The organism is Vibrio sp. YYF0003 (assembly GCF_036350715.1).
GTDB classification, from domain to species: domain Bacteria; phylum Pseudomonadota; class Gammaproteobacteria; order Enterobacterales; family Vibrionaceae; genus Vibrio; species Vibrio natriegens.
On the sequence record NZ_JAZDWA010000001.1, the window covers coordinates 272,396 to 285,375 of the forward strand.

General features: G+C 45.4%; 16 protein-coding genes. 12 read left to right on the top strand and 4 right to left on the bottom strand.

Annotation, left to right across the window (positions count from 1 at the left end; all coding sequences use genetic code 11):
• Position 1 precedes the first annotated feature (1 nt).
• Genes V1U08_RS01205 through V1U08_RS01215 form a run of 3 tightly spaced genes read left to right on the top strand, consistent with a single transcriptional unit; the run spans position 2 to position 1,885 of the window.
• Positions 2–580 carry a DUF2589 domain-containing protein gene (locus V1U08_RS01205; RefSeq protein WP_014234140.1) on the top strand — a complete coding sequence of 193 codons (579 nt, stop codon included), beginning with the start codon at positions 2–4 and terminating at the stop codon, positions 578–580.
• Positions 581–620: 40 nt separating this feature from the next.
• On the top strand, positions 621–1,316 hold the full coding sequence (locus V1U08_RS01210; RefSeq protein WP_014234141.1) for a hypothetical protein: 696 nt from the start codon (positions 621–623) through the stop codon (positions 1,314–1,316).
• Positions 1,317–1,318: 2 nt separating this feature from the next.
• Positions 1,319–1,885 carry a hypothetical protein gene (locus V1U08_RS01215; protein ID WP_239947017.1) on the top strand — a complete coding sequence of 189 codons (567 nt, stop codon included), beginning with the start codon at positions 1,319–1,321 and terminating at the stop codon, positions 1,883–1,885.
• Between the two features lie 86 nt (positions 1,886–1,971).
• Here V1U08_RS01215 and V1U08_RS01220 read toward each other — a convergent pair whose 3' ends face one another.
• Complete coding sequence (locus V1U08_RS01220; RefSeq protein ID WP_020334807.1) at positions 1,972–2,376, bottom strand: winged helix-turn-helix transcriptional regulator; 405 nt, start codon at positions 2,374–2,376, stop codon at positions 1,972–1,974.
• 131 nt (positions 2,377–2,507) lie between these two features.
• Between V1U08_RS01220 and V1U08_RS01225 the strand changes: the two genes are divergently transcribed.
• Positions 2,508–3,359: an SDR family oxidoreductase gene (locus V1U08_RS01225; protein ID WP_330469691.1), complete on the top strand. Its 852-nt coding sequence runs from the start codon at positions 2,508–2,510 to the stop codon at positions 3,357–3,359.
• Between the two features lie 128 nt (positions 3,360–3,487).
• Here V1U08_RS01225 and V1U08_RS01230 read toward each other — a convergent pair whose 3' ends face one another.
• Positions 3,488–4,402, bottom strand: coding sequence for a LysR substrate-binding domain-containing protein (locus tag V1U08_RS01230; protein ID WP_014234145.1), 915 nt, complete (start codon positions 4,400–4,402; stop codon positions 3,488–3,490).
• 112 nt (positions 4,403–4,514) lie between these two features.
• On the opposite strand from V1U08_RS01230, the gene V1U08_RS01235 reads away from it, so the two are divergent.
• Genes V1U08_RS01235 through V1U08_RS01265 form a run of 7 tightly spaced genes read left to right on the top strand, consistent with a single transcriptional unit; the run spans position 4,515 to position 10,577 of the window.
• Positions 4,515–5,000 (top strand): TRAP transporter small permease, encoded by a 486-nt coding sequence (locus tag V1U08_RS01235; protein WP_065303548.1) that lies wholly within the window; start codon positions 4,515–4,517, stop codon positions 4,998–5,000.
• A 3-nt stretch (positions 5,001–5,003) separates the two neighbouring features.
• The gene (locus tag V1U08_RS01240) at positions 5,004–6,302 is read left to right on the top strand and encodes a TRAP transporter large permease (RefSeq protein ID WP_014234147.1); all 1,299 of its coding nucleotides are present in this window, start codon (positions 5,004–5,006) and stop codon (positions 6,300–6,302) included.
• Between the two features lie 12 nt (positions 6,303–6,314).
• Positions 6,315–7,340 carry a TRAP transporter substrate-binding protein DctP gene (gene dctP, locus V1U08_RS01245; RefSeq protein WP_014234148.1) on the top strand — a complete coding sequence of 342 codons (1,026 nt, stop codon included), beginning with the start codon at positions 6,315–6,317 and terminating at the stop codon, positions 7,338–7,340.
• Positions 7,341–7,399: 59 nt separating this feature from the next.
• On the top strand, positions 7,400–8,497 hold the full coding sequence (locus V1U08_RS01250; protein ID WP_330469692.1) for an NAD(P)/FAD-dependent oxidoreductase: 1,098 nt from the start codon (positions 7,400–7,402) through the stop codon (positions 8,495–8,497).
• A complete protein-coding gene (locus tag V1U08_RS01255; protein ID WP_065303551.1) occupies positions 8,457–8,780 on the top strand; it encodes a (2Fe-2S)-binding protein in 324 nt (107 codons plus the stop codon). Before V1U08_RS01250 ends, V1U08_RS01255 begins: the two co-directional genes overlap by 41 nt.
• Positions 8,781–8,791: 11 nt before the next feature.
• Positions 8,792–10,252 (top strand): FAD/NAD(P)-dependent oxidoreductase, encoded by a 1,461-nt coding sequence (locus tag V1U08_RS01260; protein WP_330469693.1) that lies wholly within the window; start codon positions 8,792–8,794, stop codon positions 10,250–10,252.
• A complete protein-coding gene (locus tag V1U08_RS01265) occupies positions 10,224–10,577 on the top strand; it encodes a RidA family protein (RefSeq protein ID WP_330469694.1) in 354 nt (117 codons plus the stop codon). Before V1U08_RS01260 ends, V1U08_RS01265 begins: the two co-directional genes overlap by 29 nt.
• A gap of 58 nt (positions 10,578–10,635) precedes the next feature.
• On the opposite strand, the gene V1U08_RS01270 is transcribed toward V1U08_RS01265, so the two are convergent.
• Positions 10,636–11,016, bottom strand: a complete 381-nt coding sequence (locus V1U08_RS01270) for a cystatin domain-containing protein (protein WP_014234153.1) — start codon at positions 11,014–11,016, stop codon at positions 10,636–10,638.
• 264 nt (positions 11,017–11,280) lie between these two features.
• On the opposite strand from V1U08_RS01270, the gene V1U08_RS01275 reads away from it, so the two are divergent.
• Positions 11,281–11,802 carry a lipocalin family protein gene (locus V1U08_RS01275; protein WP_065301123.1) on the top strand — a complete coding sequence of 174 codons (522 nt, stop codon included), beginning with the start codon at positions 11,281–11,283 and terminating at the stop codon, positions 11,800–11,802.
• Positions 11,803–11,862: 60 nt separating this feature from the next.
• Here the strand turns inward: V1U08_RS01275 and V1U08_RS01280 are convergent, their stop codons facing one another.
• Positions 11,863–12,858 (bottom strand): succinylglutamate desuccinylase/aspartoacylase family protein, encoded by a 996-nt coding sequence (locus V1U08_RS01280; RefSeq protein ID WP_330469695.1) that lies wholly within the window; start codon positions 12,856–12,858, stop codon positions 11,863–11,865.
• Between the last annotated feature and the right edge of the window lie 122 nt (positions 12,859–12,980).

Sequence of the window (12,980 nt, forward strand, 5' to 3'; positions counted from 1 at the left end):
TATGGCCATCGGCGACGAACTATCCAGCATAGATTTTGAATCTATGATCGGCGGTCCACTCAATGCAGTGGTTCGCGCGCAAGCCCAATCAGCACAAACATCCGTAGACTTTATCAAGTCTGTTGGCTTTGAAGCTGAGAGTAATGAACCAACGATGATCACCTTCAGTTATATGAAGGCGATTGAAGTCAAGAACGAACAGGGTGAAGTCACAGGCACAGAGCCTAAAAAGTACGATCTTACCGTTCCAATATTAACGATGTTGCCCATTCCATTTATCCGCGTGGAAGAAACAACGATTGCATTTAACGCCAAAATTAATTCAGTCCAGCAATCAACGACATCTTCTTCACATGACCTTAATACCAAGCTATCAGTAAAAGCGGGTTGGGGCCCTGTATCGGCCAAGCTTAGTGCGAGTTACTCTTATAAGAAATCCACATCTAGCTCATCAAAAATTGAACGAACGTACAGTATGTCCGTGAATGTTCGTGCCGTTCAAGATGAATTGCCCGCAGGCACAGAGAAGTTGCTCGGTATTCTTGAAAACTCCATCACAGAGGTTGAGTCACAGGCTTAGAACAGTCTATGACGAGTTCGATAACAAATAGGGAGGTTGTATGTCTGAGTTAAGTGAAGTCTTGGGTGCGCTGATGATCAGTCTGGTCCATGCGCGCAGGCTTGCCGATGAGGAAACGGCTGCGGTTGCCGAATATTATAAGGATCATCCTCTGCTTGAAGGAATGAGTCTCCCGCGAGTGCGGGTTCCGGAGCTAACCATTGATATGCCGTTAACCATCGACAAACAGATCCCTGCGAAAGTTGCAGAGCTCGACAGCCCGCGTGTTTTACACCAAGCGCTGATGGCTCAGCTAACCAAGTCACTAGACGACGAAGACATACTTAGCCGAACTAAAACCTTCCAAAACAACTTCGATAAAGAGCTCAAACTCGCTCTGGAAAATATAGCCGAGCGTCAACGCAGTGGTGACGTTCGGATTACTAAAGAAAGCCTGGTGCGCGCGGTTGATGACGCATTTCAAAAAGCGCTCAAAAAGACAAGCTCTACGCAGGAGATTCCTTTTGACAGGCTTGAATCAGTGAGCAAGCAATTACGTCATCGCATAGCAGCTATCGCGTTAAAATCTCAATCTATCCCAATCACATTAAAGACCAGTGTGGTCAGTTCTGAAGTCAAAGAAAGCGCGACGCCGCTCAATGCGATTCGCTTAAACATCACTATACGTGAAGAGGGTCTGGAGTGGGCAACGAGCATTGAAAATGGACGAACCAAAAGCAAGCTTATGCCGGAGTGATTATGGAGTCGGTACTGAAAGAAACCATCATCGCAAGGCTAATGCTGTTACCACCACTGAGTGATAAATACCTCGCGCAAGACCCAAGCTATGTAATGGATGTCGCCCTCTGGCTAAAGCAAACCGAGCAAAAACTTGAGCCACTGCGCTGTCCGCTTGTTTCGACTCTTGCATCATTACGCGGATTGTTAGAAGCCTGCGACGATGGTTATCAAGACGATAGGATAATGAATTCAAGCAGGAGTAAGCGCAAAGGGAAGCGCGCGTTGGCTGCGTCATTGTTAACTCGAGCTGATACGATTCTCAACGCGGAGTTGCAACGTATAGACAGTAACTTTGCAGAAGTGAATGAGAAACTGGCGCAGCTTATTGCCTTGGTATTCGCAAATCAGCCTTTGCCTATCGTGCAAAATATTACCTCTGCATACCTAAACTCAATCTGGAAAACACTTGGTGAGCATCAGGAAACCAAATCCATGTACTTATACTTGCAAGCGCGTATCAGCGCTACCGACAGGCGTTACCTACTAAGTCATTTGCTAATCAACATGATCCCCGAAACCGATTAGAGCTTTAATACGTAAAATGTACTCCTGCCAGGCTTACTAAATGGAGCCTTTCTGTGAGTGAGCTTATCGGTTCTATTGTAAAACCACTAGTTATTGGCTTTAGCCTCATCATATTGTTGTTGCGCGTTCAAAATGTCACCCAGGTTAGATTCAATCCAGTCGACCAATTGTTCGACTTTGTGTGCGACCTCCGTTCCTTTGTCTGTCAGGCAATATTCAACGTGAGGCGGCACGACTGGATGCGCGGTACGTAATACAAATCCATCAGCCTCTAATGCTTGCAAGGTTTGGGAAAGCATTTTCTCGCTGACACCTGTGATTTTTTTTCTAAGTTCACTGAATCGATGTGTTCCACCGAGTAATGCGAACAACACAAGTACGCCCCAACGGCTGGTCACATCTTGCAATATACTTCGAGAAGGGCATTCCTTCGCGAGTACATTTCCTCGGCTAAACTTTTCCGATAGCAAATTACCCATAGCTTCGCTCATAAATTCAATAACCTTTATTGGAAATTTCAAAATAATTCATACTTACTAAAAAGTACGTACTTACCAAAAGTAAGTTAGTGTGGCAGATTATACACAAACAAGCTCTTCATTAACAGACGAGGAAAAGTACAATGATTGCAGTTACAGGCGCTACTGGCCAATTGGGCCAATTGGTCATCAAACATTTATTGAACAAAGTTGAGCCTCAGCAAATAGTCGCTCTAGTTCGAAACATAGAAAAAGCAGCATCACTGTCATCTTTGGGCGTCCAGGTTCGTCAGGCCGATTACTCAAAACCTGAGACTTTAGAATCTGCATTAGACGGCGTGGCTAAATTACTATTAATCTCGTCGAGCGAGGTAGGTCAGCGAGCTTCTCAACACAAAAATGTTATTGATGCTGCGAAGAAAGCTGGCGTAGAGCTACTTGCATACACCAGTCTTTTGCATGCTGACACGTCGCCACTTGCTTTAGCTGAAGAACACGTAGAGACAGAAGCGTATTTAAAACAAGCTGAAGTCCCTCATGTGCTTTTACGCAATGGCTGGTATACAGAGAACTACTTAGCTAGCGTTGCACCAGCACTGGCCAATGGTGGCTTTATTGGGTGTGCTCAAGATGGAAAAATTAGCTCTGCGGCTCGCGAAGATTATGCCGAAGCAGCGGCAGCGGTGTTGACCAGTGAAGCTGAGCAAAATGGTAAAGTATATGAGCTGTCCGGGGATGAAGCTTATACCTTGAGCGAACTGAGCGCGTTAATCAGCAAGAAGTCAGGAAAGGCGATTCCTTACATCAATATGGAAGAAGCGGATTTTGCAAAAGCATTAGAAGGTGCAGGACTTCCGGCACCTTTTGCCGCTGTGTTAGCTAACTCTGATACTGGTGCATCTCAAGGCGCTTTGTACGACGATAGTAAAACGCTCAGCGCGTTGATTGGTCATCCAACCAAGTCATTAGAACAATTGATCTCTGATTACATTTAATAAATTCAAAAAACATAAATATGGTCGCGCTAGCTAAGACATACGCGACCTTAAAAACAAAGTTCCTTTACGTTTAGTAATAGTATCTATACTCAATTGCTATTTGCCTTGTTACTTCTCCCAAATCATTACATCGATACAAACTTATCGACACCCAGTCGTATGTTTTCTGCAAATACTTTTGCGAGTTGAGACATTGGTTTATGAGCTGGTGTTAGTATCGCGTGGTCAAATATCACCGAAGGTGCAAACGGTCGAAACACAATATCACCATGGCCGGACTTGTATAGCTTGTAACTGGCGGCGCTAATTGGGTCACATATGCAGGCACACAGCTTCTGCTCAACAAATTCGAGTCCTGAAATGTAGTTTTGCAGCTCAAACCTTGGATGGTATGTAGCACCATGCTCCTCGAACAGCATTCGAATATGTTCGCTCACTGAGTGACGACCATAGAGGGCTGCGAGAGGGAAGTTATCCAGATCGGTAGGGATAATCGTATCTTTTTGTGCAAGAGGATGATCTTTATGGATCGCGCAGACACCTTCCAGGTGAATCGGTTCTACGTGAAAAGAGTCGCGATCTTTTGGTAGTTCTGAATAGCCAATATCGTACTGCTGGGAGGCGACCCAGTCTTGTACCATTGTTGAACTTCTCATCATCATCGATACCTCTACTTCTGGTCTGCCTTTAACAAACTCTGCAATCAAATGAGGCATAAAAAAGAGTGCGGCAGCGGGCATGCAAGCGATACGCAGTTTACCCCTGGTGAGGTTTTTTACTTCCGCCATCAATTGTGTGGAGCGCGATAATCGTTCTAGTATCGCGTCTGTCTCTTCCAGTAAAAAATACGCCTCTGGGTTTGGTATCAATCTCCCTTTATGTCGCTCAAACAGAGCAAACCCAAGTTCCTTCTCAAGACTCACCAGCATGGCACTGATCGCAGGTTGTGTGCGGCACAGTGTTTTTGCTGCCACAGTCACCGATCCTGAGCGCATTACGGTACGGAATGTTTCTAACTGTTTGATCGAAATATTGCTCATGCGTCCCTATAAGAAAAATTTATGACTTTAGAGAAATTTTAAATTTGTTTTTATTGATTGTCACCATTAAATTAACGATACATTTACAAATACAACAAAAGGGAAATGTGCTGTGGAGCAAAAATTTAGATATCTACTGACTTGCCTGATTGCATCTGTTGCATTGATGCAATTTATACAGGTGGTCACGCGATACGTCTTTGAGGTTCCTATCATGGGCCTAGAGGAGTCAATGGTTATCCCCACTGTTTGGCTCTATATGCTTGGTGCGGTGAATGCTTCTAGGGAAGATACGCAAATCCGTGCAAATGTATTGGAGATATTCATAAAGACGGAGCGCGGACACACCATCCTTGCCCTGATTAGTGAAACGATCAGTTTTGTCATTTCAGCTTGGTTAACCTATTGGGCGTGGGATTATGCAAAGTACGCATGGCGAGTCTGGAAAGAGAGTCCAACGCTTTATATACCAACTTTCTATCATGAGATCTCTGTTTTCATCGGACTGATCTTTATCACTCTCTTTATAGCAATACACATCGTTAAGTTGATTCGTCAACTTAAACAGTCTCCATCCTACACTGTGAGTAAGGTTTAAATTATGGTTGAAGTAGCTCTATTAGCAGTGTCGGTTTTAGTCGTATTGCTAACGTTTGGCGTGCCATTACCGTTTTGTTTTGGCGGGGCATTAATGGTGATGAGCTTTGTCGGCGATATGTCGATGAAGGGAAATATGATGTGGGGAGCAGGACAATTAATGAATCCGGTTCTGCTTGCAATACCACTGTTTGTGTTAGCTGGCACGATTATGAGTAGGAGCGGAATAGCTGCTAGTTTGCTCGGCTTCGTTAACGTATTTGTTGGCCATATTCGAGGTGGTTTGGGCATTGTGGCCTCCGTAAGCTGCGCAATCATTGGCGCAATCTCGGGCAGCGGTTTAACTGGTGTGGCTGCAATTGGGCCTTTGCTGATTCCTGAAATGGAAAAGCGTGGCTACCCAAGAGCGTACGCCACGGCACTGATTGCAAATTCATCTATCTTGGGACTTTTGATCCCACCTAGCGTAACAATGATTGTTTACGGTTGGGTGACGGATACATCTATTCTGGCGTGTTTCTTGGCAACGTTAGGCCCTGGCTTACTGGTGACGTTTAACTTTGCTGTGATTAACCTTTTTATGGCACGTAAGTTCCCGTTGGTTCTGGACGACAAACCAACCGTGTCAGAGATCTTTAAGCAGGCCTCAAGCAAAACCTTTAATGCGATTCCTGCACTGTTGATGCCAGTGATTATTTTAGGCGGCATTTACGGCGGTATTATGACGCCGACTGAGGCAGCAGCGGTAGCGGTTATCTATGCCGTACCCGTTGGTTTTATGATCTACAAAGGGTTGAGTTGGAAAACGCTGCTTGAATCTGGAAAAGAATCGGCGACGGCAGTGGGTTCAATTATGTTTATGATTCTATTCAGCCTGATCCTAAGCCAGATGTTTGTTGTTGAAGATATTCCTCAGCAGCTGGTAGAAGCTATCTTCGGCATCACTGACAACAAAGCGCTGCTTCTTATATTCATCAATATTTTGCTCTTTTTAGTCGGCATGGTGGTTAACGATCTAACCGCGATTATTCTTATCGCGCCACTGTTATTGCCACTAATGACGGCGATTGGCATCAGCCCGATTCAATTTGCGGCCATTATGGGCGTGAACACCGCGATGGGGGGCGTAACTCCGCCGTACGCATCGATTCTTTACCTAGGCGCTCGTATCGGTAACGTCAAGTTTTCCGAAGTTGTCGGCCCTGCAATGCTATTGATTTTACTAGGTTATCTGCCAGTCGTGATACTGACTTCATTCTGGTCTGATTTATCTCTGTACCTACCTAATGTGTTTGGTTATTAAAAGGAAATTAACATGACAAAAACAAGTAAGTTTGCACCATCAAAAGTACTGAAAAAATGCACTGTGATTGCGTCGTTAGTTGCTGCTTCATTAGCAGCGATACCATCTCAGGCAACAACGCTAAAAATCAGTCACGTTCGTCCACAAGGTACGGTTGTCGATAACGATATCAAGCAGCTAAGCAGCGATTTAGAAACTGCAACCGACGGTGATGTAAAACTGAGAATATACGCTGCAAACGCTTTGGGAGATTACACGTTAGTTCAGGAACGTATCTCTGTAGGTGCTGTCGACATGGCGTTGCAGCCGGCAGCCACATCAACAGACAGAAGAATGCAACTTGGCGTGTTGCCGTTTCTAGCTAATAACTGGGAAGAAGCGAAGAACATTTATGGTTCCGGTTCTCCTGTTCGTGTAGCCATGGAAGAGTTGTTTGAACAACAAGATATTACCTTGCTTGCGGCTTACCCAGTTTACTTCGGGGGCATCTCGTTAAACCGTGACGCGATAGACGCGGGCGATCCAGATGCAGCGAAAGGGATCAAGCTGCGTGTACCACCAGTTAAGAGCTTCCAACTACTGGCAGATAATGTAGGTTATATAGGTTCACCCCTTCCATTTTCTGAAGCGTTTACTGCAGTGCAAACGGGCGTAGTAGACGGTGTAATTGGTTCTGGTGCTGAAGGTTACTACGCGTCATTCCGTGATGTGACGAAAACGTACATTCCTTTGAATACGCATTTTGAACTTTGGTATTTATTGATTAATTCTGAGCGCCTTGCAGACCTTGATGATAACGAACAGCAAGCACTTAAAGCGGCGTCCGAGAAATTTGAATCTCGTCGTTGGGATGCTGCTCAAATCGATCAGAAAGAGAATGAGCAAAGACTTGTTGAGGCGGGTGCAACCATTGTTGAAATGACACCGGCACAGCTAAGCAAAACCGCTGAAAAAGTACGAGCGACAGTTTGGCCACAAATCATTAATGATATGGGCTCTGAGTGGAGCCAACCAATCCTGGACAAAGCGCTGAACTAAGCGAAACGCAAATTTAAGGGGGCAAACCGCCCCCAAACTATCAGTCTGAAGAGAATGTTATGAAACCGGAATACATTGTTGTCGGTGGCGGTGTTGTGGGCTGCGCAGTGGCTTACGGCCTACTAAAAGCTGGCCATAAAGTTACCGTTTTGGACGGTGGAGACAGCGCACATCGGGCATCACGTGGAAACTTTGGCTTGGTGTGGCTCTCCAGTAAAGGGTTAGATGCACCGCACTATGCAGCGTGGACTCGCCGTTCTGTTAACTTGTGGAGAGGGTTGGCTGATGAGCTAGAAAAAGCGACGGGTGAAGACCTCAACCTAAAGCAACAGGGCGGATACGACTTTCATTTTTGTGAGAAAGAGATGGCGGCCAAAGCAAAACAATATGAAGCTTTAAGAAAAGCGTTAGGTACCGACCATCCTTATGAGGTTTGGAACAGAGAGCAACTACTTAAAGAAGATCCGCATATCGGTCCGGATGTGATTGGGGCAATCTATGGCCCAGAAGACGGTCATGTTAATCCGTTAAAGTTACTCAAGGCATACACCAAAGCGATACAGGATCTCGGTGCGAATTTGATCACGGGTGTTAACGTATCTGATGTAAATAAAGACAGTCGCGGAAAATTTCAGGTCACGCTTGAAGATGGTACCCAGTATATAGGCGATAAAGTCATCCTTTCTGCAGGATTAGGTACTGCGACACTTGGTCCTAAACTCGGTTTTATTGCGCCTATATCACCACAGAAAGGTCAGGTTCTGATCACTGAGAAGCTTGCTCCAACCTTGAAGCGACCTTCAGGGATTATTCGTCAGGTCGACGAGGGCGGCATTCAAATCGGTGACTCTAAAGAGAACGCGGGCTTTGATGACAGTGACACACTCGAAATGACGGCTGCCATTGCAGAGCGTGCTATTGCTGTGTATCCATTCTTGGCGAAAACCAAACTGGTCCGTAGCTGGGGAGCCATCCGGATTATCTCGCCTGACGGTTTGCCCATTTACCAGCAATCTAAAACCAACTCAGGGGCCTACCTGATTAGTTGCCACAGTGGCATTACGTTGGCCGCGGTCCATTCGTATTTACTACCTCATTGGCTAGAGCAAACGGCTGATGCACCAAATTTGGAGTTGTTCAGTGAAGACAGATTCTAAGTTTCAACGGATTTCAAACTCGGGTACACGACCTCGAATAGTTCGATTTTATTGGGAAGGCAAAGAATACTCTGCCTGCGAAGGAGACACGATAGCTGTGGCACTTTTAGCTGCTGATGTGAACCACACTCGCGAGACGCCACAATCAGGCTCACCACGCGCACCGTTCTGCATGATGGGTAGCTGTTTTGAATGTCGTGTAGTCGTTAACGGTGAACAGAATGTTCAAGCCTGCATGAATTTGATTGAAGACGGCATGACGATTAGCCGCCAAAGAACTTAACAGGAGAAATCATGCAAGTCGAAATACAAAATGTGGTAGATGTGTGCGTGATTGGTGCTGGCCCAGCGGGAATGAAAGCCGCGGTACGCTGTGCTGAGGCAGGTGCCAGCGTCACCGTTATTGATGAACAGCCACGTCCAGGCGGTCAAATCTATCGAGCGGTACGAGAAAATGGCCATCCTAACGGCGATGTTTTTGGTCCTGATTACCTTCGTGGATCTGCGCTAGTCAAAGCCTTTAATAAGGCACCGATCAAACATATAGCCCAGGCAACATTGTGGCGTATTGATGACGACAATACGGTGTATTGGAGTCAACACGGAAAAGCACAAAAGACTGTGGCTAAGCAGATCATTATTGCGACAGGTGCAATTGAACGCTCTTTTCCGTTTTCTGGCTGGACATTGCCCGGAGTGATGACGGCGGGTGCTTGTCAGATCATGATGAAAACATCAGGTTTGGTACCTAAACAGGCAGTGATGGTTGGAACCGGACCACTGCTTTATCTGTTAGCTGCGCAAATGATTGACGCTGGTGCACCACCTAAGGCGATTGTCGATACCCAACAATCGGACAGCTATGTAAAAGCCATCAGTTATGCTTCAAATGCGTGGAAAGGGCGCAAGTACCTGATCAAAGGACTTGGTCTGTTAGCCAAGTTACGTAAAGCAGGTATAAAGCGTTACACGGGCGTGACTGACATTGAGGCTGAGGGTTCAGACAGTGTGAAACGCCTCAATTTTAAATGTGGTGGAAAATCAATCTCGTTAGAGACGGAAACGGTACTGGCGCATATTGGTGTGATTCCTAACGTGCAATTAACCAGAGCGATGGGCTTAGATCATTACTGGGACAAGGTGCAAGTTTGCTGGAAGCCTGCGCTGGATGAAAACAATATGAGCTCTCGCCAAAGTGTTTACATTGCTGGAGATAGCGGTGGAATTGGCGGTGCGCTGGTGGCAGAACTTCAAGGAGAGCTAGTTGCTGTGAATGTGCTCAGCGCTCTATCTATTGGAGACAGCCAACATCAGATCAGTGAGTCGGCAACACTTAAAAAATCAATCCAGCATGAACTGACCGTGCGACCGTTTTTAGACACATTGTATACGCCGCCTAAACAAGCACTGGTGCCATCTGATAAAACTATTGTCTGCCGCTGTGAGGAAGTCACGGCTGGACAAATTCGACAGCATGCTGTCGATGGCGCAAATGGTATCAATCAAATTAAAACCTTTACCCGTTGTGGAATGGGACCATGCCAAGGCAGATATTGCGGCTCGACCGTGGCACATATCATTAGCGATAAAATCGGGCAATCGATGGAACAAGTAGGATATTACCGTCTGCGAAACCCAATAAAACCGTTAAAACTGGGTGAGCTCGCTAGCTTAACGCCAGCAAACAAATCATTTATGAAAAAGTATAAGAGTGAAGGAGTGAACAATGAGCGAGATCCAAAGACAGTACACTAACCAGCGAATGAGCAAAGTAGTGATTCACAATGATACGGTTTACCTATGTGGCCAAGTTGGCGTTCGTGGCACGAGCGTTGCGGAGCAAACAGAAGAAGCGCTGAAAAGAGTCGAAAGCCTGCTTATCGAAGCGGGAAGTGACCGCAAGCACGTACTGCAGACCATTGTGTGGTTAGCCGATATGAAAGACTTTGATGAAATGAATGGTGTATGGGATCAGTGGTTTGAAGAAGGTTATGCGCCTGCCCGAGCATGTGGCGAAGCGAAACTTGCCAGTCCAGAACTCCAAGTAGAGCTGATTGTTACAGCCGCACTTAAAAATTAAAACCTAGCGGTCTTATATGCCTAAAAAGCCCCAGATTAGGGGCTTTCAAGGTTTGAAATCACTGTTCGCAGAATTTCCCTTCGTGTGGTGATTGTGTAATAGAGTAGTCACCATCCAAGTTGCGATAAACGATCGTGTTCCAAACCACACCATCACCCATTTCAAACTCAATCGCGTAATTCACGCCGCTGACGATTTGTGCATGAACATTGATAATTTGTTTGAACGATGAAGCTGAATCCATTTCTGTCAGTACAAAAGCCATCGCCTTTTGAACGTCGGGTGTAGACTTAAACATTTTCCACCCACCTGGCATATTTCCCTGACTACTGCATACGTCTGCCGAGGCTGTTATTTCTGTCGTCTCTTCGGGACTGTTTTGTTGGCAACCAACAAGCAATACCAAAACTGCACAAGCTGACATTGTCTTAAACTTCATAACAATAACCTCAATTTATATCGGGGCGTATTATAAAAGGCTCCTATGAAGAGAAATGTCTATGTTGTGCAAACTTTCGATAGGCAGGACGTCAAAATGCAAAATAAATAACTGAATTTGTAGGAATATTTGTAGGAACGGTACTTTAATTACCAAAAACATAGGTATGATTGTTTTGCCCCCCATACACAAACAAATAGGGTTTATGATCCGTTTTGGATCATATTCAGTAAAATCAGTCACTAACTAATATGGGAACTTGTAATGAAATTGATAAAGTCGCTTCTGTTGCTGTCTGTCGCTGTTTTGTTTGGTTGTACCTCGAAGCCCGAAGGTGTTGAGCCAATTCAGAATTTTGAACTGAAACCTTATTTGGGGAAATGGTTTGAAATTGCGCGATTAGACCATTCTTTTGAGCGCGGATTATCCAATGTAACCGCTGAATATGAACTTCGCGAAGACGGCGGTGTGACGGTAATAAACCGTGGCTATTCACAAGAAGAACAAAGTTGGAAGCAAGCGGAAGGGAAAGCGTATTTTGTTGATGAACCGTCAACTGGCCATTTAAAAGTTTCTTTCTTTGGCCCATTTTATTCGTCGTATATCATCTTTGAGCTTGGTGAAGATTATGATTACGCCTTTATATCTGGCTACAATCGCGACTATCTTTGGTTGCTATCACGTCAGCCGCAAGTGGATTCAGCAACGCTTGAAAGATTCAAACAAGTAGCCCGAGATAAAGGCTTTGCTGTAGACGAGTTAATTCTGGTTGATCAGACTCAATAGCTCAGACGGTAGATAGAATAATCCCCCTTAATCGGGGGGATATGATAGAACTGTTTAACGCTATTTAATCAGGCGAACTAGGAGTGATCCCGCGGCTCGAATCGATTCAACATTATGGCTGATGACGGTGCCCGAAGCAGGAGCAGTGTACCGTTGTATCTCGTCTCCAAAACTATCATATTGGATTGCCACCAGTTGACCTGGCTCCACCGATTGCAAAATATTGACTTGAGGTAGAACGAAACCACCCAGTTCTGCTCGAACGTTTATTATTTCACGGCCTTCCACACAAGACTGAATCGGCGTTGGAACACCAGAAAGCAATTCGAACTGTTTAAGAATATTGAAGATACCGGTTACCGTGCGATCGATCAGAGCTTGATCGGTATAACGTCCTGTCCCAACTTCAACCGTGATAGCTGGTACTCCCACGTTGTTCCATGCCGTTTCCAATACACCATTTTCGCCCGGATCATCCAAAATAACGTCTGGATTAATATGGCGCGCCATTTTTAACGAGTCCTCAATGCGGAAATCGGCGAAGACATAAAGTGGGTAGGCTGCGCCGCTGGTTTGGGTGTGTAAGTCTATTGCTAAGTCAGCATTTGGCTTTAATAACTGATTCCAAAGCGTGTACAAGTAGCGGTTCGCTTCATTACCGAACTCGTTGCCTGGAAAGAAGCGGTTTAGGTTCGCGCGTGCAGCATCCGGGTCAGGAGAACAAAAATCCCGGCTTTTATTCAACATGCCGCTCAAGTTGATCCCCGGTACGATGGTTACTGTACCAGCAAGGTCTGCGCCAATCAGTTCCCTGGCCGTTTTTTGTGCTGCCAATACTCCGTTGTATTCGTCACCATGAACACCAGCGGTAATCATTATTTTCTTACCGGGTTTCTGACCTTTAAACACGAGTACAGGCAGGTGTTGCCATTGCGAAAGTGCATTGGTTGCAATACGAAACCAGAACTTATGTTCACCGGATGGGAGATCTTCCACATCTAGGGCTTGTATTACTTTGTGTCCTTGAATTACGTCATCGGAAAATTGTGTTGCCATTAAGGTGATCACTCCAAAAAGCATTTGTATTGATGCTTGCTTACTGAATTGGATTCTAATAACCGATAGGGTAAAGAGTACTAGGGGAAAGTGCCAGTAGAATTGTGCAAGTTAACTTTATG